The organism is Alicyclobacillus acidoterrestris, from assembly GCF_022674245.1.
GTDB classification, from domain to species: domain Bacteria; phylum Bacillota; class Bacilli; order Alicyclobacillales; family Alicyclobacillaceae; genus Alicyclobacillus; species Alicyclobacillus acidoterrestris.
In genome coordinates, this window is record NZ_CP080467.1 from 297,501 (window position 1) to 320,547 (window position 23,047).

Annotated in this window: 24 protein-coding genes; 22 read left to right on the forward strand and 2 right to left on the reverse strand. The window is 55.2% G+C overall.

Features of this window, described 5'->3' with window-relative positions:
* Positions 1-30 precede the first annotated feature (30 nt).
* The 14 genes from pth to K1I37_RS01415 all read left to right on the forward strand — a co-directional run bounded on the left by pth (position 31) and on the right by K1I37_RS01415 (position 11,782).
* Positions 31-603 (forward strand): aminoacyl-tRNA hydrolase, encoded by a 573-nt coding sequence (pth, locus tag K1I37_RS01350; RefSeq protein WP_021294645.1) that lies wholly within the window; start codon positions 31-33, stop codon positions 601-603.
* Positions 604-677: 74 nt separating this feature from the next.
* On the forward strand, positions 678-917 hold the full coding sequence (locus K1I37_RS01355) for an anti-sigma-F factor Fin (RefSeq protein ID WP_021294644.1): 240 nt from the start codon (positions 678-680) through the stop codon (positions 915-917).
* 186 nt (positions 918-1,103) lie between these two features.
* Positions 1,104-4,661, forward strand: a complete 3,558-nt coding sequence (gene mfd, locus K1I37_RS01360) for a transcription-repair coupling factor (protein WP_021294643.1) — start codon at positions 1,104-1,106, stop codon at positions 4,659-4,661.
* Between the two features lie 141 nt (positions 4,662-4,802).
* A complete protein-coding gene (spoVT, locus tag K1I37_RS01365; RefSeq protein WP_021294642.1) occupies positions 4,803-5,345 on the forward strand; it encodes a stage V sporulation protein T in 543 nt (180 codons plus the stop codon).
* Positions 5,346-5,503: 158 nt separating this feature from the next.
* Positions 5,504-7,105, forward strand: a complete 1,602-nt coding sequence (locus tag K1I37_RS01370; protein ID WP_021294641.1) for a putative polysaccharide biosynthesis protein — start codon at positions 5,504-5,506, stop codon at positions 7,103-7,105.
* Positions 7,106-7,118: 13 nt separating this feature from the next.
* Positions 7,119-8,594, forward strand: coding sequence for a bifunctional methyltransferase/pyrophosphohydrolase YabN (gene yabN / locus K1I37_RS01375; protein WP_031217607.1), 1,476 nt, complete (start codon positions 7,119-7,121; stop codon positions 8,592-8,594).
* Positions 8,584-8,931: an HU family DNA-binding protein gene (locus K1I37_RS01380; protein WP_161624314.1), complete on the forward strand. Its 348-nt coding sequence runs from the start codon at positions 8,584-8,586 to the stop codon at positions 8,929-8,931. The genes yabN and K1I37_RS01380 overlap by 11 nt, the downstream gene beginning before the upstream one ends.
* 2 nt (positions 8,932-8,933) lie before the next feature.
* A complete protein-coding gene (locus K1I37_RS01385) occupies positions 8,934-9,230 on the forward strand; it encodes an RNA-binding S4 domain-containing protein (protein ID WP_021294638.1) in 297 nt (98 codons plus the stop codon).
* Between the two features lie 174 nt (positions 9,231-9,404).
* Positions 9,405-9,683: a YabP/YqfC family sporulation protein gene (locus tag K1I37_RS01390; protein WP_040440652.1), complete on the forward strand. Its 279-nt coding sequence runs from the start codon at positions 9,405-9,407 to the stop codon at positions 9,681-9,683.
* On the forward strand, positions 9,680-10,279 hold the full coding sequence (gene yabQ, locus K1I37_RS01395) for a spore cortex biosynthesis protein YabQ (protein WP_021294636.1): 600 nt from the start codon (positions 9,680-9,682) through the stop codon (positions 10,277-10,279). The genes K1I37_RS01390 and yabQ overlap by 4 nt, the downstream gene beginning before the upstream one ends.
* A 24-nt stretch (positions 10,280-10,303) precedes the next feature.
* Complete coding sequence (locus K1I37_RS01400) at positions 10,304-10,651, forward strand: FtsB family cell division protein (RefSeq protein WP_021294635.1); 348 nt, start codon at positions 10,304-10,306, stop codon at positions 10,649-10,651.
* Positions 10,652-10,796: 145 nt separating this feature from the next.
* Entirely contained in the window at positions 10,797-11,276 is a 480-nt protein-coding gene (locus tag K1I37_RS01405) for a S1 domain-containing RNA-binding protein (RefSeq protein WP_021294634.1), read from the forward strand.
* Between the two features lie 116 nt (positions 11,277-11,392).
* Positions 11,393-11,593, forward strand: coding sequence for a hypothetical protein (locus K1I37_RS01410; RefSeq protein ID WP_021294633.1), 201 nt, complete (start codon positions 11,393-11,395; stop codon positions 11,591-11,593).
* Between the two features lie 9 nt (positions 11,594-11,602).
* Complete coding sequence (locus K1I37_RS01415) at positions 11,603-11,782, forward strand: hypothetical protein (RefSeq protein WP_021294632.1); 180 nt, start codon at positions 11,603-11,605, stop codon at positions 11,780-11,782.
* A gap of 111 nt (positions 11,783-11,893) precedes the next feature.
* On the opposite strand, the gene cmpA is transcribed toward K1I37_RS01415, so the two are convergent.
* Together cmpA and K1I37_RS01425 are read right to left on the reverse strand one after the other, a co-directional pair.
* On the reverse strand, positions 11,894-12,004 hold the full coding sequence (gene cmpA, locus K1I37_RS01420) for a cortex morphogenetic protein CmpA (protein ID WP_146823505.1): 111 nt from the start codon (positions 12,002-12,004) through the stop codon (positions 11,894-11,896).
* Positions 12,005-12,167: 163 nt separating this feature from the next.
* Entirely contained in the window at positions 12,168-12,608 is a 441-nt protein-coding gene (locus K1I37_RS01425; protein WP_021294631.1) for a deoxycytidylate deaminase, read from the reverse strand.
* A 143-nt stretch (positions 12,609-12,751) separates the two neighbouring features.
* Between K1I37_RS01425 and spoIIE the strand changes: the two genes are divergently transcribed.
* The 8 genes from spoIIE to K1I37_RS01465 all read left to right on the forward strand — a co-directional run bounded on the left by spoIIE (position 12,752) and on the right by K1I37_RS01465 (position 23,042).
* Complete coding sequence (spoIIE, locus tag K1I37_RS01430) at positions 12,752-15,214, forward strand: stage II sporulation protein E (protein ID WP_021294629.1); 2,463 nt, start codon at positions 12,752-12,754, stop codon at positions 15,212-15,214.
* A gap of 83 nt (positions 15,215-15,297) precedes the next feature.
* A complete protein-coding gene (locus K1I37_RS01435) occupies positions 15,298-16,038 on the forward strand; it encodes a vWA domain-containing protein (protein WP_236613801.1) in 741 nt (246 codons plus the stop codon).
* A gap of 23 nt (positions 16,039-16,061) precedes the next feature.
* On the forward strand, positions 16,062-17,051 hold the full coding sequence (locus K1I37_RS01440; protein WP_021294627.1) for a protein kinase domain-containing protein: 990 nt from the start codon (positions 16,062-16,064) through the stop codon (positions 17,049-17,051).
* 18 nt (positions 17,052-17,069) lie between these two features.
* Complete coding sequence (gene tilS / locus K1I37_RS01445; RefSeq protein ID WP_021294626.1) at positions 17,070-18,533, forward strand: tRNA lysidine(34) synthetase TilS; 1,464 nt, start codon at positions 17,070-17,072, stop codon at positions 18,531-18,533.
* A 23-nt stretch (positions 18,534-18,556) separates the two neighbouring features.
* Entirely contained in the window at positions 18,557-19,108 is a 552-nt protein-coding gene (hpt, locus tag K1I37_RS01450; protein WP_021294625.1) for a hypoxanthine phosphoribosyltransferase, read from the forward strand.
* Between the two features lie 83 nt (positions 19,109-19,191).
* Complete coding sequence (gene ftsH / locus K1I37_RS01455) at positions 19,192-21,012, forward strand: ATP-dependent zinc metalloprotease FtsH (protein ID WP_021294624.1); 1,821 nt, start codon at positions 19,192-19,194, stop codon at positions 21,010-21,012.
* Positions 21,013-21,140: 128 nt separating this feature from the next.
* Entirely contained in the window at positions 21,141-22,229 is a 1,089-nt protein-coding gene (locus tag K1I37_RS01460; RefSeq protein WP_242215964.1) for an HD-GYP domain-containing protein, read from the forward strand.
* Positions 22,230-22,256: 27 nt separating this feature from the next.
* Positions 22,257-23,042: a type III pantothenate kinase gene (locus K1I37_RS01465; RefSeq protein ID WP_021294622.1), complete on the forward strand. Its 786-nt coding sequence runs from the start codon at positions 22,257-22,259 to the stop codon at positions 23,040-23,042.
* The last annotated feature ends 5 nt before the right edge of the window (positions 23,043-23,047 follow it).

Genomic DNA, 23,047 nt, shown 5'->3' on the forward strand with positions numbered 1-23,047 from the left:
CTGTGAGATGGCATGTAAGGGGACACGATTGTGAAAGTCATCGTCGGCCTCGGGAATCCCGGCCCGAAATATGAACAAACGCGGCACAACGTCGGTTTCTGGGCCATTGACCGATTGGCGGCCAAGCTCTCTGTGGCGGTTACGAAGGCCAAGTTCCAAGCGCTCATCGGCGAGTCGCGCATCGGCAGTGAAACGGTGTTGCTGATGAAGCCGCAGACGTTTATGAACCTGAGCGGCCAAGCCGTGAGCGAAGTCGCCAATTATTACCGATTGCAGCCCGAAACGGACATTGTCGTCATTTATGACGACATGGACTTTGCGCCTGGTCAGTTGAAACTGCGGATGCGCGGCAGTTCTGGCGGCCACAATGGCATCAAGTCGATTGTGGCACATCTGCACACGGAAGCATTCTGCAGGATGCGCATCGGCATTGGTCGACCTGCGCCCGGGACGGACGTGGTTGGGCACGTGCTCGGCGTCTTCTCTCAAGCGGATAAAGCGCGCGTGGAGAAGGCGGCAGACGCCGCGTCTGAGGCGGCGCTGTACAGCATTGAACATGGTTTTGAACGCGCCATGAACGAGTTTAACCAAGTCTCGTTCTAAACGTTCTTTCAGGTATGCTGACCGTGTTCTACCCCCATACTAGAATCAGAAAGACAATTCGAGGTGGGGAACCTATGCGGTTTGAATATGTGTGTCGGTACTGCAAGCAGCCTGTTGGAACGGTCGAACACAAAGCCTGGTCCTATGCAGAGGGTGTCGAGCACCTGGCCCTTCATCACCTCAGTCGCGACCATCAGCGAGAAGTCATTGAATCGACTGGTGACACTGTCAAAATCAACACGGTCTGCGAGCATTGTGAGCAGGCCGTGAATATGAATCCAGAGTTGCTTGTCGAGGGTCACATCATACAGTAGTCATGTGGTGTGTCGATGAAACGCCGGACCAGTGCGTATGTGCGCGCTGGTTCGGACAACTCACCCGCGCCTTGGGGACTATCCAGCAGCGGGACATGTACCGAAACATGCACCAACGTGCGTGTAGGCCTTGGCTATTTTGCTAAGGTCCTTTGTGCGTTTGCACCTGAGAATTGGAGGGGTATCGTGAAGGGTCTCGTTCACCTCGCAGCCGCGGATGAAGCGTTGCAAGCCTTAGCGCTACAGATTGGACCGGATAGGCATGATGCGCTGATCACTGGCGTCACAGGTGCCGGTCGACAACTGTTTATGGCAGCGCTCTATCAGTTGCGTAACCAGAAGCTTGCGCATGAATCGATGCTGGTCGTCACACATACATCCAGTCAAGCCCAAACGATTTGGGAGGATTTAAAAGAATATTTGCCCGATGTGCAGGTGCTGTTATTCCCAGAGCGGGAAAACGCCCTGGTCGACGTGGTCGCGTCGTCTACAGACGTCGTGTCGGAGCGAATCGATATCCTGGAGCATCTCACGAAGGGGACGCCGACCATCGTCGTGACAACGCTTCCGGCGGCCGCCCAGCCATTGACGTCGAAAGCGCAGTTTTTGCAGCAATCGCTCAAACTCAAAGTCGGCGACGCAGTCGTGATGGACGACGTGATCGAACGAATCGTCAGGAGTGGCTACGAACGCGTAGAGCTCGTGGAGACGCGCGGCCAGTTCAGCTTGCGCGGGGGCATACTGGACATCTTTCCGATGTCTGCGCAGCACCCTTATCGAATTGAGTGGTTCGATACCGACGTGGACAGCATTCGCACGTTCGATCCGGCCTCTCAACGCTCCTTGGAAAAATTGGATGAGATTTCGTTCGGACCGGCCTCTGACTTACTGGTGCCGCCCGCCGCTGCGAAGCTGGCAGCCAGTAAACTGGAAAAGCACCTAGAGGCGCGCCTGCGCACGGTCACGGACTTAGAGGTGCGTGATCGGTTGCAGACGGTGGTCGGCGCAGACATCCGCAAATTGGAGAGCGGTCAGGCGTTTTCAGGGCTGGCTCGATATAGCGCGCTGTTTGGAAACGAATTAAACACGCTGTTTGACTACATGCCAGGCGACTATTTCATCTGCCTGGATGAGCCATCGAGGCTCGGCGAGCGGGCGAAGTCCCTGGAAAAAGAGTTTTCCGAGTGGATGTCAGATGCGTTGATGCGCGGTGACATGTTGTCCGGGACGGTTGAACCCATCGACTACGAGGCGTTAGTTGCTGACGTGCCTCGTGGGAAAGTTCAGTTTTCGACGTTTACCCGGGCAGGGTCCGGCCAGCGCTTCAGCCAGGTCCTCAACGTCACGGCGAAGAGTATGCAGAACTTCCATGGGCAGATGAACGTCCTCAAATCAGAGGTCGCTCGCTGGCAGAAGAGCGGACTGCACATTGTGTTCGCCGCAGCCACGAAAGAGCGCGCAGATCATCTGGAACGCGTGCTCGAGGACTATCGAATCGACGCCACGCGCGTCGAGGAATTTACCGAGGCAGCGGCTCCGCAGATTCTGACCGCGAATTTGTCGAGTGGTTTCGAACTGCCGCTGCACCGATTGGTCGTCGTCGTCGAGACCGAGGTATTTACGGCGAAGCGCAAACATCGGCGCTCCCGTGTCGAGTTGACGGATGCGGAACGCATCAAGAGCTATCAAGAGTTGAATGTGGGCGACTACGTGGTCCATGTCAATCACGGGATTGGCAAGTACTTAGGTATCAAGACCCTGGAGGTCGACGGTCGCCACAAGGATTACCTGTATCTGAGTTACGCCGGCAACGACAGCTTGTATGTGCCCGTCGAGCAGATCGACCAAATTCAGCGCTACATCGGATCCGGCGAAAAAGAGCCGAAACTCTATCATCTCGGCGGAAACGAGTGGCAGAAAGTCAAGTCTCGCGTCAGCAAGACCGTCAAGGATATCGCCGAAGACCTCGTCAAATTGTACGCGGCGCGCGAGGCGACGCCCGGTCACGCCTTTTCGCCCGATACGCCGTGGCAAGTCGACTTCGAGAACATGTTTCCCTATGAGGAGACGCCGGATCAACTGCGGGCCATTGCCGATATCAAGCGGGATATGGAGCGATCTCGCCCCATGGACCGCCTACTTTGCGGCGACGTCGGCTATGGGAAAACCGAGGTGGCTGTGCGCGCCGCGTTCAAAGCGGTCATGGACGGCAAACAGGTGGCAGTGCTGGTCCCGACTACGATTCTCGCGCAACAGCACTATGAGACCTTTAAGGAACGATTCGCTGGATTCCCAGTGACCATCGACATGTTGAGTCGTTTTCGCACGCGCAAGGAGTCGCAGGCGTGCATTAAAGGGCTCAAGGACGGCAGTGTCGATATTGTCATCGGGACCCATCGACTGCTGCAAAAGTCGATTCAGTTCAAGGACTTGGGGCTCTTAATTGTGGATGAGGAGCAACGCTTCGGCGTGACCCACAAAGAGCGCCTCAAGCAGCTGCGCGCGAACGTCGACTGCCTGACGCTGACGGCGACGCCGATTCCGCGGACGCTGCACATGTCGATGATGGGTGTTCGCGATTTGTCGGTCATTGAGACGCCGCCAGAGAACCGCTTCCCGGTTCAAACCTATGTGGTGGAATACAACGAGGGCCTGATCCGCGAAGCGCTGGAACGCGAACTGAGCCGTGGCGGGCAGGTGTACTTCGTGTACAACCAGGTGCAGTCGATTCACGGCATGGCCGAGCGCATTGGTCGGTTGGTCCCTGACGCGCGAATCGCGGTGGCGCATGGGCAGATGGCGGAAGACGAGCTCGAACGCGTGATGCTCGATTTCCTGGAGGGTGAGACGGACGTTCTGGTGACGACGACTATCATCGAGACGGGTCTCGATATTTCAAACGTCAATACGCTGATTGTCTATGACGCGGACCGCTTTGGGTTGTCCCAGTTGTACCAATTGCGTGGGCGTGTCGGCCGCTCGAATCGCATTGCGTACGCGTACTTCACGTATCAACGCGACAAGGTGCTCAACGAAATCGCCGAAAAACGGCTGTCCGCCATCAAGGAGTTTACGGAGCTCGGCAGCGGTTTTAAAATCGCCATGCGCGATTTGTCCATCCGCGGGGCCGGCAACTTACTCGGCGCCGAACAGCACGGATTTATTAATTCAGTCGGCTTCGACATGTACAGTGAAATGCTGGCGCAGGCCGTTCGCGAATTGCGTGGGGAACAGGTCAAACAGGCGCCAGAACCGACGATTGATCTGCCCGTCGAAGCGTATTTGCCAGATAGCTACATTCGCGATGCGGCGCAAAAGATCCAGATGTACAAACGCTTTAAACACGTCCAGACCCTGAGTGAGGCCAACGACTTGGAGGAGGAACTGGAAGATCGCTTTGGCGATTTGCCGGCGGAGGTTCGCAATTTGCTGGATGTCACCCGCTTGAAGAGCCTTGCGGTCCAAGCTGGTGCGGATCAGATTTCGGCGCATGGTGCCGAAACAGCCATACGCTTCCCTGGTGACACAGGAACGCCGATTGACTATGGCAAGCTGCTCTCGATGACGATGAAGCATCAGGGACAGCCGACGCGCCGCCCAAATGGGCTCTTGTTCGTCTCATTCCGCACCAAGGGCATGTCTGACCAGGAGCTGTTGAAGAAACTGCGGGACTTCCTTGGTGACTACGTAGAGAGCTTGCGCGGAGCCGGGGGCACCGTGGAAACGGTGGCAGAGGTCAAGTGACAAGTCGGCAACTTTGATGGTGTAATCCCTCTCCCCCCATGCCTTTGCACGACTGGTGCATAGAGGACAAATTGGTGTCACATAATACAGTCACGTCAGACATCCGTTGCACCAAACTTCATGAGGGTGAGGGATCATTTCTTGAAAGCAACAGGCATCGTACGGAGAATTGATGACCTCGGTCGCGTGGTGATTCCGAAGGAAATTCGACGCACGCTGCGGATCCGCGAAGGCGATCCCTTGGAGATTTTTGTCGATCGCGACGGAGAAGTCATCCTGAAGAAGTACTCCCCGATTGGCGAACTCGGGGACTTCGCGAAGGAATACGCCGATTCGTTGGCCGACTCCACGGGTCACATCGCACTCATCGCTGACCGTGACGTCTTCATTGCAGCTGCAGGTTCCTCGAAGAAGGATTTCCTGGATAAGCCAGTGAGCGAAGACGTCGAACAGGCGATGGAAGATAGGAAGACCATCGTGAACACGACACCTGGTGACTTTTCCGTGGTGAAAGACCGCACCGAGCATTTTTCGGCGCGCGTCATTGCTCCAATTATCGCTGCAGGCGACCCGATTGGCGCCGTCGTCATGATTTCGCGTGAAGACAACGTCAAAATGGGTGACACGGAGACGAAGTTGGCTGAGACAGCGGCCGGGTTCCTCGCCAGACAGATGGAACAATAGGTTCCGGAGCAATAGGTCTAATGGATTTGCATCGTGTACATCTTCAGTTGGACAAGGCCTGTTGCAGGGTGACTGCAATAGGCCTTTTGCCTATTCAGGACTATCTCCGGCGCCTGTCCCATAGATATGGGACAGGGCAGCTTTCAGGGGGGATTATCTTGAATGGGTCGCGCAGCTTTGTCCGTGGTGCCATGCTGTTGGCTGGCGCCGCGATGTTCTCTAAATTCCTCGGTTCTGTATACACTATCGTCCTTCAAAACATCATTGGCGATCACGGCATGGGTCTATTTCAGATGGCTTATCCGATTTATGCCACATTGCTCGCCGTGGCCACAGCGGGCTTCCCTGTCGCAATTTCAAAACTTGTGGCAGAGGAACTTGCGCACGACAACATCTGTGCCGCGAGACACGTCCTTCGGGTATCTGCTTGGTTGCTCTCCTTGGGCGGGGTCTTCGCTTTCCTCGTCTTGTACCTGTTTGCGCCGGAGTGGGCCGTGCTGGCAGGCGACCCACAGAGTGTAACAGCGATTCGCGCGATTTCCCCTGCGTTGTTAGTTGTCCCTTTACTCTCAGCGGTCCGTGGCTATTTTCAAGGGTATCAATGGATGGAACCCACGGCCTTCTCACAGGTGCTGGAGCAGTTCGTCCGCGTAGCCACCATTATCGGGTTGTCGATTTACTTTGTGAACGTCGGCGCGTCGGAGCGCGTGTCTGCCGCGGGTGCGGCATTTGGCGCGGTGACCGGCGCACTGGCTGGATGTTTGACCATTTTCTTTTATTGGCGGCGCCGCCATGAGCAAATCCCTGTGGATACACAGCGCGGGGTGATACAGCGCGGTGCGGTTACAAAAAAGTTGATCTATTACGCATTTCCCATTAGCATTGGCGCGTTGGTCGTACCGCTCTTGCACAACGTAGACGTCATCACAGTCGTCAACTTGCTCAAGCGCGTCGGCGAGGGTCAAAATTTGGCCACCACGCAATTTGGGCTGCTGAGCGGTCGCGCGTTTAAGCTCGTGACGCTGCCGACAACGCTTGCTGCGGGGATTGGTGTCGCGGTGATGCCCGCAATATCGGACGCGTTCACGCGAGGCTACCGCGACCTGCTCGTCAACCGCGTTGATATGGCGTTGCGATTGACGGTGTTGTTCGCGCTGCCAGCCACGTTGGGGTTGTTGGTGGTGGCCAAACCGATGAATGTCGCGCTGTTTACCGACGCGAAGGGCACCGGCGCAATTCAGGTGCTTGCTCTATCCATTCTATTTGCGAGTTTGCAAACGACGACCGCGGCTGTGCTGCAGGGTGCAGGCTGGATTTATCGGCCTATCGTGTATATGCTGGTTTCGTGTGTGGTCAAACTGGTGGCAAACTTTATCTTCGTCCCACGCTTTGGGATTGCTGGCGCCGCGCTTGCGACCGTATTGAGCTACTTTGTCGCGGCGGCTCTCAACCTCCTCGCGGTTCGCCGGCTGTTTGGTGCGCTGGATTTGGGACGGTGGTTTTATCGACCCATGCTGGCGACGACGGTGATGAGCGGGGCGGTTTTTGCGCTTGCGCGACAGTGGGATAAATTTGGCGGCGAGGCGCTTGGAAGGCTGCCTGCGGTCGGCGCAGTCATGCTGATTCTCAGCGTGGGGGTTATCGTCTACATATTTGCTATCTTGGTGAGTGGGTCACTTTCCGAGGAAGAACTGATGTCTGTACCACATATCGGACCGTTCCTGGCGCGGGTGTGCCGGCGGTTCTTTGCGAAGCATTGAAAGGGTGGAAGATGTGGCCGTAATCCATGTTGTGGGCTTGGGCCCTGGTGATTTAAGTGGTCTTCCGATGGGGACATACCAACTGTTGACAAGCGGTTTGCCTGTGGTGCTGCGCACGCGCATCCATCCGGTTGTGACGCAATTGGAGGAACAGGGACTCGTCTTCGAGTCGTTTGACGACTTGTACGAGACGGTGGACGAATTTCAACAGGTTTATCTCGAGATGGCGAAGCGACTCTTCGCGAAAGCGGCACAGGGCCAAGACTTTATTTATGCTGTGCCAGGGCATCCACTCGTCGCCGAACAGAGTGTTCAGAACTTGTTGCACATGCAAGAGCCTGGGGTAGACGTCAAGATCGGGCCTGGGCAAAGCTTTCTCGACATCGCTGCCGCGAGATTGCAAATTGATCCCATCGATGGCCTGATGTTGCTGGATGGGACGACGCTCGTGGACAGGGCACTCAATCCAACCGTGCACCTACTGATTGCGCAAGTTTATCAGCAAGCCATCGCCGCCGAGGTGAAACTGACGCTGATGGAGGTCTATCCGGATGACTATGAAATCACGGTGATTCGTGCGGCGGGTGTCACGGATGAGGAGCGCATCGAGCGGATACCGCTGTATGAGCTGGACAGGATTTCCTGGGTGGATCATCTGACGACTGTCTACGTTCCACCGATGGATGCGCAAGCGCAGCGCTTGCGAGATCTGTGGGAGGCCGTCGACATCGTGGCGCGCCTGCGCGCACCCAATGGCTGTCCGTGGGACAGGGAGCAAACGCACGCAAGTCTTCGCAAATACGTCATCGAGGAAGCGTACGAGGTTGCACAAGCCATCGACGAAGAAGATGAGGAGCAACTGGCGGATGAATTGGGTGATTTGTTGTTACAGGTGTTGTTACACGCGCAAATTGGTCGCGAGTTTGGAGAGTTTACGATTCGCGACGTGTTTGCGAGATTATCCGCAAAGTTGATTCGTCGGCACCCTCACGTATTTGGTTCGCGGGAAGCAGAAGACGTCACGGTTGCCAACCAGTTGTGGGATGAGGTCAAACGGCAGGAACAAGGCGACCAAGGCGCGACGGGAATTCTCGCAAATGTGTCGCTGAGCGGTCCGGCGTTAATGGTTGCAACCGATGTGCAGAAGGCTGCTGCAAAGGTTGGGTTCGACTGGAAGCAAGTAAAAGATGTATTAGAGAAGATAAATGAGGAAATGACTGAACTGCAAGAGGAACTGCGTGTCGACGAGAACAGTGAAGCGGTTGACGAGGAACTTGGAGATCTGCTATTCGCGTGTGTGAATGTAAGCAGGTTCTGCAAACGTGACGCGGAGGCCCTGCTGATGCGCGCGACGCACAAGTTCGTGAAGCGGTTCAATTGGGTCGAGTCATCCGTTCGGGCGTCAGGAAAAGATTGGAGCGCGTTTTCGGCAGACCGCCTGGACGACTTGTGGCGCGACGCGAAAATCGCACTGCGCGATAAAAACTAGCAGGAATCAGCGGGGAAAGAACGAATTAAATTCCCGACATTCCCATGAAAGGGGTAACCCACAAGTGAATAAGATGGAACTCATCAATCGAGTGGCCGACAAGACAGGCCTGAAGAAAAAAGACGCCGAGCAGGCGGTTAACAGTGTATTCGAAATTATTGAGGAGGCGCTCGGCGCCGGCGAGAAAGTCCAAGTGATTGGATTCGGCACGTTTGAGACGCGTGCGCGTGCAGCCCGCTCAGGCCGTAACCCGCAAACGGGCGAGGTCATTGAAATTCCAGCTTCCACGGTGCCGGCCTTCAAGCCAGGCAACAAGCTGAAGGAAAGCACCCGTTAACATTGCGGCTCGATAAATTTTTAAAAGTCTCGCGTCTCATCAAACGCCGTACGCTTGCCAAACAGATTTGTGATGCAGGGCGGGTGACGGTCAACGACCGTACAGCCAAAGCGTCTACCGATGTTCAAGTCGGTGATACGCTCGCCATTCGATATGGCAACAAAACCGTGACGGTGGAGGTTCGCAAACTCGCAGAACACCCCCGTCGCGATGAAGCGCTTGAACTCTATCACGTGGTTTCTACTGAGGCCCGCGAGGTGGTCGAGCAGGAATACGTGGACGATGAAGAAGAGGCGTAATCTCATATTCAGACGCCACTAACCCAGTTGTCGTTCGTCAGGGCGGGTTGTCCGATGCGTTTTGCACGCGTGGACAGTCCGCCTTCGTCGTTCCTAAGCCTTGTACAAGTTTTGGACTTCACTGGTTCTATCTTGGGCTTGTGCTCATAGACTAAGGGGGACAACTTGGACAACGTGGGGGTGCTGGGTTTGAGCGCACAAGACGCACATCACGTCCGTTTAATCGGGCGGACGGCGCTCGAAATCACAGGCGTGGAACGTGTTTCGAGCTTTGACGTGAATGCTTTTGAACTGGTGACCACACTTGGCAATCTCTATATCGAAGGCGAGTCGCTGCACATGAAGCAGTTTGACGTGGAGTCCGGATTAGTCCGCATTGAAGGGAACATATCCGCCTTGCAGTACGCTGACGATTCAAAACGGAAGGGATTTGCGAGGCGGTTGTTGCGATGACGAATACCATGATGAACGCCTCATACGTCGCTTGGATGCTGATTAGCGGCTGGTGTATGGGCACTGCCTTTGACTTTTATTCTACGGTGACTGGTGCAACGAAGTTGTTGCGATGGATTCGTCCGCTTCTCGACTTGTTCTTCTGGGTGGCTTCCGGGTTTTTTGTCTACTATCTCACCTTCATTACGATACAAGGCACCTTTCGCGTGTATACGTTTTTGCTGATTGGTGTAGGTTATGTGGTGTATCGACTTTTGTTTCGCCGGGTCGTCGTCGGCAGTGCTTTTGCCATTATTCGGTTTGCACGCGCGCTGGTGACGTTCGTGGCGCGACTGTTATACCGTCTGATCGGGTTACCCATTGTGGTCACCTGGCGGGTGATGTTTCGCTTGTTGCAGATACTGTACCGATTCGGCTGTCACATCGAAGACGGCGTTGCCGCGGTCGTTCGTTTGGTACTGCGCATCGTATGTTTCCCCGTACGCGGATTTCTCGGTCCAGAACGCGCGTGGCGAAAAAAACTTCAGGCGCTTGAGCAGGTGTTTTGGGACTGGCTGTCGAATGTGCTGAAAAAGAAGCCAGGTTCGGTTTCGTAAATCACCACAAGGAGCGTTGCGCTCGTGCTTGCATATCGCCAAAACGGAAAGCCACTCGTCAGCTCAAACGCACGTCCTCGAACGCGACACCCGTTGTTCCGTTTACGCTACTTGGCACTGGTTGTCATCTGTGGTTGGTCGGTATTCCACTATCTGCATACAGAGCGCCCTCAATTGGCCAAATTACAGGCGCAACATCAGCAATACGCGTCACAGTTGAGCAAACTCAAGGCACAGAACGAAAGTTTGCGTCAACAGGAACAACAATTGAACAGCGATGCGTATATTGAAAAGTACTCCGCACAGAACTTTGGCCTCACAATGCCGGGTCAGGTACCATTTGATTTGCAAAATAGCAGTCATCACGGCTAATATTGACGTAATTGATGCAATCGGAGTACAGTCTCCGGCTCAACAATCGGGGCTTGGCACCGGCTAGGGGCTCAGCATCTCGTGCACATCAGGAATTATTATTTTTTCATTCGTTTCGACGCGAATAGGGAGGAACGGCGTCTTTATGGCCATTGAGGTCGGCAATAAGTTAACAGGCAAAGTGACAGGAATTACTCGATTTGGCGCTTTCGTGACTTTGCCGGAGGGTGCAACTGGTCTCGTTCACATTTCGGAGATTTCAGACAGCTACGTAAAAGACGTTCACGACTTTTTGCATGTGGATGACGAGGTGACAGTGAAAGTTATCAGCGTTGGCGCTGATGGGAAAATTGCACTCTCTATCCGACAAGCAAACGAATCGGCGACAGGGGCGTCATCATCCAGTCGTCCATCCTATGGCGGCAACAGCCAAGGTGGTTACGAAAGACGCGGTGGTCGCGGACAAGGCGGCAATCGCGGTGGTGGTGGCGGTGGTGGTGGCGGTGGACACCGCGGATCGTTTGATCAACTGATGAATCGCTTTTTGAAGGACAGTGAGGAGCGGTTGTCAGCGCTTCGTCGCAATGAGTCTAAGCGCGGCGGGCGCGGTGGTCGCAGGGGCTGAACCTCTGCTATACTCGTACCATGCGAACCGGGCAGTGTTGGCTGCCCGGTTTCTTGCGTTCACCGGCAATGGGTTGTTCGCGGGTGCAGGCGAAGCGCACCTTAGGGGGGAACAATATGGCAGAAACAGAAACGTATTACTTGGAGTATCAGTTGGAGAACGGCGAACAAGTCATCATGGGGTTTGATGACATCAATGACCGAGACGGCTGTCACATCTCGTTAGATATGTACAAAGGGCAGCTTGGCCCAGTGGATGAGGACGTGCTGCAGCGCATCTTAACGAAGTTTCGAGGTCGCGTGCTCAGCCGACATTGAGGACCGTTCATGCGTCCGATTATTCCGTCAGCCCACCTCGTGCCGCTCGTATGCTTTCTAATCCTATTGACTTGTGTGGTCGTCTTCGCGGTCATCTGGAACTTGCGCAGATGGCGCGTGAGATCTGCCGTTACACTGCTCATTGCGTACGGACTTTTCGTGCTGATGACCGTCCTTGCGGCGACGTAAAACCGGAGCGTGGCTCCGGTGTGGGTGTTGTCCATGGACGAACCGGGACTAGGGAGTTGCCTGAAGGCCACCCGTCGCAGCGCTCAGGCAACTCCTCGTCCACGACAGGCATCAGGTTTGACGGTTGCGGTATCGAAAGAACGCCTGGTTGAGCATCTGGATGGATTTTCTATCGCGATTCTGGAACGCCCGCCGCAATTGACTCCGTAACCACTCCGGCATTCCATTCACCTCGCCTTTGACAGTGTTGTCGATGTTTCGCCCTGCCTAGGTTTGATGTTAGTTTACGCAGAATTAGGCGTTTGTGCCCCGCGAACAACCCTTTTATCCGTCAAAATTCTCTTTGATTCGTCCTCATCTGCCGCTTCTTGCCACAGCAAAACGACTATCGACCCGTGTATTGCTCACACAAAATGCCCTTTTCGGCTAACACTTGTTGACCCAGTGATTCGGTGTATTCGTCGGCGTACACGACACGTGAGACGCCCGCGGCAATCAGCAATTTGGCACAGTTCACACAGGGGGCCGCCGTAATGTAAATGGTCGCCCCATCTGTACTGACACCGTGTAAGGCCGCTTGTGCAATCGCGTTTTGTTCCGCGTGGATGGTTCGAATGCAATGGCCGTCGACCTCCCAGCACCCCACTTCCGTGCAATGGGGCATGCCCGGCGGCGATCCGTTATAGCCGGTGGTGAGGATGCGTTTGTTGCGCACCATCACTGCGCCTACTTTTCTTCGATTACACGTGGCCCGCTGGGCCACCACATCGCGAGCCATCATCATAAAATACTCGTCCCACGAAGGCCTATCATGCGATTGTTCCACCATGGTTACCCCCTTTGTTGACTTGTGGATGTACACAGAAAAAATTGTCGGAATTTTTATCGGTGCCGATGACGCCGTTTGACAAAATATTTGTCATCACCTTCGTATAATGTCCATACACATTACTGGAAGGAGCGCGTGTCATGGCGCAATTATCCCTGATGCACAACAGTGCAAAGGAAAATCGGACAAGCAGCTCGAAAGTCGTTCCCTTGCCGCGTTGGACTTGGCATGCGTGGAGGCGTGTACTAGTCCTGACCGCGATTGGATTTTTGCTCGGACGTGCCAACATCGAACATGTCGTCTCCCCATTTGGGCTCGCCTACTTTGCGGTGCTTTCGGAGGTAGCAGGTCGCAAAAAGGCCTGGCCCGCTTATTTTGCCATCGCCGGCAGTTTTACAGAGGGCGGTGTGCTGGGGGCCATCACCATGTTGGTAGAACTTGTCCTGTACCGTGTCGTCCGCCGATACGTCTTCCGCAAAAAGTCACCCGACTTGCACTACATTCCAATCACGGCTGGCGTGGTTTCGCTGGTGGCGAAACTCGCGATGATTGGCACTGTGTGGACGGGCTATGACGTTCTGGTCGCCCTCGCAGAGGCGGCACTTGTCACCATCTTATCGCTGATTTTCATTCAATGCATGAGTTTGTTTGTCGGTCAGGAACATACTCGTACATTGAAGTACGAACAAATTATCAGCGTTGTGATTCTGGTCGCGTCTGTGGTAATGGGCTTTAGTGGGTTGAGCGTCAAAGGCGTCGCCCTTTCTGGCATCGCCATCGACTGGATCGTCCTGGTGATGACTTGCGGGGGAATTGGCGTCGGTGTCGCCGGTGCAATTGTCGTCAGCATGTTATCTTTACTCAACCACGAAGCGTCGTTATCGACTGTTGCGATACTGGGTTTCGCCGCCTTGTTGGGTGGGCTTTTGCGCGACACCAATCGGTTCTTTGTCAGCTTCTCGTTTGTACTCAGCACGACTGTACTGACCGCGACTTATGCGCATAGCATCCATACGCTCCTGTTGACCCTGCTCACTTCGGCCATTGCGTCCGTCCTGTACTTTGCGACACCGAAGCGGCTGGAGAACGAATTGCGCACGTATGTGCCAGGCACCCGCGAGCATACGCAGTCAGAGCGCGAGCGGGTGCAGCGCGTCAACGCGCTGTTGACCGAGAAAATCCATGAAGTCAGTCAAGTGTTCGAAGAGCTGTCCAACTCGTTTCAAGACACGGGGGAAAATGAGTACGTGGCGGCGCAACAGCTCGTCACACAAATTGTTTCCGCCACCTCGCAGAGCGTCTGTACCCTCTGCCCGCGCCGAGCGAAGTGCTGGGATAAAGAGAGCATGCAGACGTATCACGCGATGGCCAATACGTTGCGCAACATTGAGTCGGCAGGAGGCCGCCGCGCCAATCCGAGCAAAGAGATGAAGGAGCGGTGTATACGGATTGATCCGCTCATGAGCACGCTGCGCTACAATCTCGACGTCACCAATCGGGATGCGAAATGGATGAAAAAGTTGCGCGAGCAGCGGACGTTGCTCTCCGCGCAACTCTCTGGCGTGGCGTCGGTCGTGCGCGGCATGGCTATGGAATTGGAGGAGGGGCACAAGTCATCGCTTTCGGAGGAGGAACAAATCATTGCCGCGCTTGAACAACTTGGGTTGTACGTGGACGACGTACACATTGTCAGCCTTGAGCCCGGCAAAGTCGAAATCGAAGTCACGCAGCCGACCGAAGGTGCGTATGAGAATTCGTCCCGCATGATTGCGCCGCTCTTGTCGGGGATTCTCGGCGAGCACATCAGCGTGTCGCAAGTTCATCAACAAGTCGAGGGTGGACCGTGTACTAGCGTCTTCGCCTCTGCTCGGTTGTTCCGAGTCAATACCGCGGTGGCTACCGTGGCGCGGGATGGGCGGATTGTGTCGGGTGACACGTATACCAGTGTCGACCTAGGCAACGGGCGGCACGCGGTCGCGGTCAGCGACGGCATGGGCAATGGCGAGCGGGCCAAACGGGAGTCAAAGGCTGCTATTGATTTGTTAAAGAAATTGATGAAGGCGGGCTTTGACGAAAAACTCGCCATTCGCACGGTCAATTCGACCCTGCTATTGCGATCGCGAGATGAGATGTTCACCACACTCGACATGGCGCTCGTCGACTTGTTTAATGCAAAGGCGGACTTTTTAAAAATCGGTTCTGCGCCGAGTTACGTCAAACGAGGCAGCGAGGTCGTGGAAATCACCGGCGACAATGTGCCCATTGGCATCTTGCAGGACATCGAGGTGCAGTCTATCGAGCACCAGTTACAAGCAGGCGACATCCTTGTGCTGATGTCCGACGGCCTCTACGATGCGCCGCCACACAGTTATGACAGGGAGAGTTGGCTGCGGTCGGCGATTGCCAAACTGGAGACGACTGACCCGCAGGAGATTGCCGATACCCTCATCGAGACCGCAGTCCGGATGAATCATGGTACCATTCGCGACGACATGACCGTGGTCGTGGCTGTGGTGGAACATCAGGAACAGGAGTGGGCGGCGATTAAGCTGCCTAGTGTCCCGAGCCTTCGCAAAGCTGCGAAACGACGGCGTGGCGCGTAATCGAGATCTCACACTAAATTTCATAGGCACAAGTGAATGAAGCCCACCTCTCGCGTCCATACTGGACTTAGAACAACTCGGAGGTGGGTTCATTGAGTAAAGAGGCAATGATTCGTCAGATTCTCGTGATTACCGACGGGTACTCGAATATCGGGGAAGACCCTATTCAATGCGCAAGTGAAGCGCGTCGCCAAGGAATTGTGGTCAATGTCATCGGCGTTGTGGACAAAGGGGAAATGGGCGTGGTCGGCCGCGACGAGGCGATGTCGATTGCAGATGCCGGAGGCGGTATGTGTCGCATCGTCCACCCAGTGGATTTGTCGGCGACGGCGCAGATGATGACGCACCAGACGATGCAAATGACGCTCCAGCAGGTCGTGAATCAGGAATTGCAAAGTGTCATGGGCAAGTCGACGGAGGAGCTGCCGCCAGCCGACAGGAGTCGAGTCATGCAAGTGGTCGACAAACTGGAGGAGGAAGTGGGGCTGCATGTCGTCGTCGCGATCGACACGAGTGCGAGCATGAAGGATAAAATTCCGACGGTGCGCGAAGCGGTGCGGGACCTCGCGCTGTCCTTGCAGGTTCGCCTGGGGACGTCACAAGTTGCGGTTATCGCCTTCCCGGGAGCGGGTGAACAATCCACCAAATTGGTTCAGGACTTTTCGGATGAAGTGGACATGCAGGGGTTGGAGGCGTCCTTGCAGGCGCGCGGGGGTACGCCGACAGGTCCTGCGATACGCCATGCTATCAGCCTTCTGAAGCAACTGCGACACGATACGTCGTCGGTTGAATTTGAGGATGGCCCACGGCGCGATTACGCATGACACAGGTGGTACGTCCACGCCTGATGAAGGGCAGTAAGGTGCTTGGGAAATGGACGCGGCAGCAGTGGATTGTTCAGGGAGAGCTCGGTGTGGGTGCCAACGGCGCCGTTTATGCGGTGCGCGGGGCGGATCATCAGCGATACGCGATGAAGGTGTGCGAGGACGCAGGGGCTGTTGCCTTTGAGTGGGGCCTTTTGGAGCAGTTGAGCGCACACGGCTTCGCGTTTCCAAAGCCCCACTGTATTGACGACAGTGCGGCGCACAAATCGCTTTACTTCTACGTGATGGAATTCGTCGATGGGCAACCGCTCGATGTCGTGTGGCCGCGTTTAGATGCAGCCGGTGTGAAGCGGATTCTCCTGGCTACCGCCTATGCTTTGCGCCATTTGCACAAATCGAGCCACGCCTTTTGCGATATCAAGCCGCAAAACTTGCTTGTCAACCTGCAGGAAAATCAGTGCGTTCGATTCGTCGATGTCGGAGGGGTCACGCCGTTTGGCAGATCTGTCCGACAATTTACACCGACTTCCGACGTGGCGTTTTGGGGTCTCGGGGAACGGCGCGCGTCTGCGCGCTACGATATCGCAGCTTTGGCGTTGATGGTCGCGACCTTGTGCGAGACTCCGCCGAAAACCTTGTCGCAATGGCCCCTTGAACGACGACAAGCTTGGATTCTCAGAACCATTCGCGGGCTGCGCCAAAAACGACTCAGTGCGCTCTTGGAAGATGCGGTCCATGGGCGGATTAGCCATGCGGACGAACTGATTCGCCGCGTGTACGATCTGCCGGCCGACAGGCGACCAGTCGTTGCTAAGGCGCGCCGACAAGCGGCAGCCACGGGTGCGGTCGCGTCGGGCAGCACGGCGATAGGCCAACAAAAACGGAAGCCGCAGCCCAAACGACCAGGGAAGTCCACCGCTGGACGGGCGGATTGGACGGAGCGCCTGATGTGGTACGCGCTCACCTGTGCTATGATTTCTACAGCAGGTGCGTGGGCAGAGTACCTTCGATAGGCGGAGTGAGTCATCGGAATGCAGGTTCGAGAGATTGTTCGGCGCTTTCTTCAACAACATGTGGATGCACAGAATACACTCATTCTTGGTGTGTCGGGCGGGTTGGACTCCATGGCGATGCTGCATGTGATGCAGGCGTTGTCGGGAGAGCGGCCGCCCCTTTTTCGATCCCTCTTGGTCGTCCACGTCCACCACGGCCTTCGCGAACTGGCGGATCGCGATGCAGATTTCGTCCGCTCGTACTGCCAAACACAAGGCATTGCCTGCAAAGAAGTTCGCGTCACGGTCGACGCGCAGAGCAAAGAGGGCATCGAGGCGGCCGCCAGAACCGCTCGGTATGCTGCACTTACCGAAGTGGCACGGGCGTACCCGCATCCAGTCATCGCGCTGGCCCATCATCAGGGCGACCAGGTGGAAACGGTTTTATTGCGTTGGTTGCGAGGCGCTGGATTGCACGGATTATCCGGCATGCGTGCTGTGAGTCAGCGGGCGGGGGTTTTGCTGATTCGTCCATTGCTTGTGATGTCAAAAGAGGCGCTCGCGGCGTATGCACATCAACATGGTGTGCCGCATGTGGAGGACGAGACAAATGCGGATGACCGATTTACGCGAAATTTTCTACGGCGGCACGTGGTCCCGCAGTTGGCGCGCCTGCAACCTGAAATCGGTGCCGTCACGGCGCGGTTGACGGAGACGCTGCAAGACGACGACGATTATCTCCGAGCGGAAGCCCAAAAACTTCGGGAATCGGTGGTAGACGAACCCACCGCGGGTTTGTTTCGGATTCGCCGGAAGGCACTGATTGCCGCGCACGTTTCTTTACAACGTCGACTGATTCAAATACTATTGAATTGTTTCGCATTGACAGGTTGGTCTTCGCGCCATATTGAAGCTGTGCGACACCTCGCCGAAACAGACGGCGGAGAAAGCAGTGTTCAACTCCCGCACGGCGTTGAAGCATGGCGGAGTTATGAAAATCTGTACATAGGGCACGCGAAACCACGTACGGGGCAGGACGAGGCGTCCATGGTCGTCTGGAATCCTGCACAAATGCATCGGCTCACCGTAGACGGCTCGACCGTGCGGTGGCGATTTTTCGCGGTTCGCATGCGTCGGCGTGATGTCTTGCGCCACCACTTTACGGGGTTGTGGCGGATCTACGTCCCTGTAGGGGTTCAACTGGAAATCCGACTCGGCGTGTCCACTGCTGTGCGCGTTCGCCCCTTGGGGCTAAACGGATCGAAGAAATTGCAGGACATATACACGGACAAAAAAATCCCCCGTACTTTCCGATCACAGTGGCCTATCGTCGCCGTCGCAGGTCAAGTGGTTTGGTTGCCAGGCCTTGTCCGCACGGAAGTGGAGACGGTAGAGGGGACGGACGATGGGGATGTGTTCGTCATCGTAGCGCATATGAATCGAGCCGCCCGTGAAGAAATTGGGACATTCTTACGGGAAACTCGACGTATGATAAGTGAATAACAGACACGTACTAGGAGGCACACATGCATCCCGACCTGGAAAGCATTTTATTTGACGAAGAAACGATTCAAAGTAAGGTCCGCGAGCTCGGTCAGCAATTGACGGAGGACTACAGGGGGAAAAATCCTCTGTTTATTTGCATTCTTAAAGGTGCGACGCTGTTCATGGCGGACCTGGTGAAGCGGGTAGAAGTCCCCATGGAGATGGACTTCATGGCGATTTCCAGTTATGGGACGTCGTCGAAATCGTCTGGTGTGGTCAGAATCTTAAAGGATTTGGACCGGTCTATCGAGGGTCGTCATGTGGTGATTGTCGAAGACATTGTGGATACAGGCCTGACGTTGAAGTACTTGCGAGAGACGTTGATGCATCGCCATGCGGCTTCTGTCAAAATCGTTTCGCTCTTTGATAAGCCGAGCGGACGCAAAGTCGACATTGCCCCAGATTACTACGGATTTACTGTGCCCAATGCCTTTATTGTCGGTTATGGTCTCGACTATGCTGAGCAGTACCGCAACTTGCCGGTCGTGGGCGTCCTTAAATCTGACATCTATGCGACAAGCGATACGGACTGACGGGAAGCGGGCTGTACGCGACTAGGAAGGGCCACAATGCGTATGGTACAATTATTCCCGCCATAACCGAGAGGAGGTAAGGCATGAACAAGTTTTACCGGAGTATCGTGTTTTACGTGCTCATTTTATTAGCAATTGTCGGTGTCGTGCAGTATCTGACTGGCTCGGATCACTCGCGGCAGACGATTCCATACAGCCAATTTGTCCAGGAGATGAAGCAAGGGCAGATTAGCTCTAGCCCGACGCAGCCAGTTCAGGTCACGCCTGAAGGCTTGACGGCGACCCTGGATGGGCAATTGAAGAACGGAAACAAGTTCGAGACAAGGGCGCTGTATGACGATAATTTGCAGCCGACGCTGACGAAGAACAATATTTCGTTCACCGTTTCGCCGCAACCGAAGGCCAGTGTCTGGATACAATTCCTCGAGTCCGTTGTGCCGTTCGTCTTCTTGTTCATTGTGATGTTCTTCCTGTTTAATCAGGCGCAGGGTGGCGGCAGCCGCGTCATGAACTTCGGGAAGAGCCGTGCACGCCTGTACTCGGAGGAAAAGCGCAAAGTTACGTTTGCCGACGTTGCGGGTGCGGATGAAGAGAAGGAAGAACTGGTCGAAATTGTGGAGTTCCTGAAAGACCCCAAACGGTTTTCCGCATTGGGTGCGCGGATTCCGAAGGGCGTCTTGCTCGTCGGCCCGCCGGGAACAGGTAAGACGCTGTTGGCGAGAGCGGTCGCTGGTGAGGCGGGCGTGCCGTTTTTCAGCATCAGCGGTTCGGATTTCGTCGAGATGTTTGTGGGTGTCGGTGCATCGCGCGTGCGCGATTTGTTCGAGAACGCGAAGAAAAATGCACCGTGTATCATTTTCATCGACGAAATTGACGCTGTAGGTCGGCACCGCGGTGCGGGGCTCGGCGGTGGACACGACGAACGAGAACAAACCCTCAACCAGTTGCTCGTCGAGATGGATGGGTTCTCTGCCAACGAGGGCATCATCATCATCGCGGCGACGAACCGACCGGATATTCTCGACCCGGCGTTGCTTCGTCCGGGGCGGATGGATCGCCAAATTATCGTCAATCGACCCGATGTCAAGGGACGTGAGGAAATCCTTCGCGTGCATGCTCGCAATAAACCGTTTGCGCGGGATATTCGGATGGATGTCATCGCGAAGCGCACGCCTGGGTTTACGGGTGCGGATTTGGAGAACGTGTTGAACGAGGCGGCGTTGTTGGCGGCGCGTAGACGGGAACGCGAAATTACCAACAGCGATATTGACGAAGCAATTGATCGCGTCATGGCAGGGCCTGAGAAACGCAGTCGCGTGATCAGTGAACACGAGCGCAAATTGGTCGCATTCCACGAGTCAGGCCATGCGGTCGTCGGATACTTCTTGCAAACTGGGGATACGGTGCACAAGGTGACCATTATCCCGCGCGGTATGGCTGGCGGCTATACTGTGACGTTGCCCAAGGAAGACCGGTTCTTCATTACGCGCCAGAACATGTACAACCAGATTTGCGGGCTGTTAGGTGGTCGTGTCGCTGAGGAAATCGTCCTGGGTGAAATCAGTACAGGCGCTTCCAACGACCTCGAGCGGGTGACCGCTATCGCGCGCAGTATGATTACAGAGTACGGCATGAGCGAAAAGCTCGGGCCGATGCAGTACGGCAGTCGCCAGGGCGGTCAAGTGTTCCTGGGCAAGGACATTCAAGGTGAAGCCAACTACAGTGACCAAGTCGCCTTCGAGATTGATCAGGAAATGAAGCGTATTATTGAAACGTGCTATGAACGGACGCGGAACATCCTGACCGAGAAGCGCGCATGTCTGGACGCACTGGCCAATCGTCTGCTAGAGAAGGAAACTGTAGACGAAGAAGAAATCCGTGAGATTATGGAAGCCTACAAATAAGGTGCGACAGACGTTTCGAACGTCACCAATTGCATATTTCGAGCCCCCGAGGCAGGAACTCGGGGGCTTTTCTGTGAATACAAAAGGGGATGAGTTTGATTACTGCAGGTTAGCTCCGCTGTGGAGGGATGAATGTGCGATGGGTCGCACTAAAATACATCAAGCCGGGGGCCGTCTTAGCGCAACGAGTGGCTGACGGGCGCGGGAGAACTCTGCTTGCGCGGGGCATCGTACTGACGGATAGCCTGATTACGCGATTAAAGCGGGTAGGGATTCGGGCTGTTTGCATCGAGAACGCCAGTACGGAAGACGTCGTGGTGACGGAGATGGTTGAAGAGGAGACGAAGATTGAGATCCTTTCGATGACTTATGAGACCTTGGCGGCGTTGTCCTCTACAACCAGTTTTTCATATAAGGTGAAGCCGACTTTTTTGCGCAGTCAGTTTGGTCCGTTGTTATCGGAAATCATTCACCAACTGAGGCAACACAACGGCGCTGGGGAGCAATTGGGCTCTGTCTACCTATCGGATGGTGAGTTGTTTCATCACTCTGTAAATGTGACGTTTTACGCGTTGACGCTCGGTTTGCAGCAGCAGATGTCCGAGACGGATTTAATCGACCTAGGTATCGGGACGCTACTGCATGATGTGGGGAAAATGCGTATTCCACAGCACATTCTGCGCAAACCTGGCCGACTGAGCCACGCGGAGTATCGAACCGTTCAATTGCATGCGCAGTTTGGTTACGACATCTTAAAGGACATCCGGGACATCTCGACCAAATCTTCGCTCGTCGCGCTGCAGCATCACGAACGCCTGGATGGCAGCGGCTACCCGTGGGGGCTGAAGGCGCCAGAGATTCATCCGTTCGCGCAGTTGACTGCAGTTGCAGACGTCTACGAGGCCCTCACGGCGAACCGAGTTTACCGCCAGGCCTACCTCCCCCACGAGGCGTACGACATTTTACTGGCTGATAAAGGGACAAAGCTATCCAGTGCGGTCATCGATGCATTTGCGCAAACGATATCGATTTATCCAATCGGCATGAGCGTTCGTCTATCGAATGGCGATGGAGCGGTGGTCATTAAGCCATCTGCGGACAATCGGCAAGTGCCTATTGTGCGTGCCATTGAGAACGAGCGCGGGGAGCCAATCAGGCCCTATGAGTTGAATCTTGCTACTGCTTCTGATATTCATATTGTGACTTGCGAATCCTAAAGCGCACGAAAGGTCGGACAGACAATCATGGAGACTCTGCTTGTACTCGACGTCGGCAATACAAACACCAGTGTCGGTCTGTATCGCGGAGAACGGCTACTTGGGGCTTGGCGCATTGGGACAGATAACAGGTGTACTGCCGACGAGTTCGGGCTCAAGCTGCAGATGCTGCTGTCGACGCTGCCCACATCTGAAGAGGTGACCGCCAGCGTCATCAGTTGCGTGGTGCCGCCGTTGTTAAATATGTTGGTCCGCGCCGTAGAGCAGTATTTTCAAGTGACGCCCTTGATTGTCGGCCCAGGCATCAAGACAGGTATTCCGATACGCTACGAAGATCCGCGAGCGTTGGGTGCGGATCGGATTGCGAATGCCGTGGCTGCGGTGGACACTTATCAATCGCCGGTGATTATTGTCGATCTCGGCACGGCCACGACACTCTCCGTGATTGACGACCAAGGACAATACTTAGGCGGCGCCATTGCGCCCGGTGTGATGACCGGGGCCAATGCCTTATTTGCTGTGGCGTCGCGGTTGCCTCAAGTGGAGATGGTGTGGCCGGACACACTTGTGCAGCGCAACACGACCTTGAGTATGCAAGCCGGCATTTTATATGGAAATGCCGCAATGGTCGATGGCCTGATTGAACGCGCCAAACGGGAATTGGATTTGCCGTTTCAGGTGGTCATCACGGGTGGGTTGTCGCATTTGATAGCAGAGCATCTTTCTACTGCACATCACGTTCACCCACATTTGACCCTTGCTGGGCTTCGATTGCTGTGGGGACGTAATCAGCAAAGATCACATACACCGTGAGGGGG

What these genes read in the sequence shown, in the direction of transcription:
- cmpA (WP_146823505.1), bottom strand. Translation starts at nt 12,004, where the DNA reads ATGCCGGAGTGGTTACGGAGTCAATTGCGGCGGGCGTTCCAGAATCGC.
- K1I37_RS01440 (WP_021294627.1), top strand. Translation starts at nt 16,062, where the DNA reads ATGAAGGGCAGTAAGGTGCTTGGGAAATGGACGCGGCAGCAGTGGATT.
- K1I37_RS01355 (WP_021294644.1), top strand. Translation starts at nt 678, where the DNA reads ATGCGGTTTGAATATGTGTGTCGGTACTGCAAGCAGCCTGTTGGAACG.
- K1I37_RS01460 (WP_242215964.1), top strand. Translation starts at nt 21,141, where the DNA reads ATGAATGTGCGATGGGTCGCACTAAAATACATCAAGCCGGGGGCCGTC.
- K1I37_RS01465 (WP_021294622.1), top strand. Translation starts at nt 22,257, where the DNA reads ATGGAGACTCTGCTTGTACTCGACGTCGGCAATACAAACACCAGTGTC.
- K1I37_RS01415 (WP_021294632.1), top strand. Translation starts at nt 11,603, where the DNA reads ATGCGTCCGATTATTCCGTCAGCCCACCTCGTGCCGCTCGTATGCTTT.
- yabQ (WP_021294636.1), top strand. Translation starts at nt 9,680, where the DNA reads ATGACGAATACCATGATGAACGCCTCATACGTCGCTTGGATGCTGATT.
- K1I37_RS01405 (WP_021294634.1), top strand. Translation starts at nt 10,797, where the DNA reads ATGGCCATTGAGGTCGGCAATAAGTTAACAGGCAAAGTGACAGGAATT.
- hpt (WP_021294625.1), top strand. Translation starts at nt 18,557, where the DNA reads ATGCATCCCGACCTGGAAAGCATTTTATTTGACGAAGAAACGATTCAA.
- tilS (WP_021294626.1), top strand. Translation starts at nt 17,070, where the DNA reads ATGCAGGTTCGAGAGATTGTTCGGCGCTTTCTTCAACAACATGTGGAT.
- spoIIE (WP_021294629.1), top strand. Translation starts at nt 12,752, where the DNA reads ATGGCGCAATTATCCCTGATGCACAACAGTGCAAAGGAAAATCGGACA.
- K1I37_RS01410 (WP_021294633.1), top strand. Translation starts at nt 11,393, where the DNA reads ATGGCAGAAACAGAAACGTATTACTTGGAGTATCAGTTGGAGAACGGC.
- ftsH (WP_021294624.1), top strand. Translation starts at nt 19,192, where the DNA reads ATGAACAAGTTTTACCGGAGTATCGTGTTTTACGTGCTCATTTTATTA.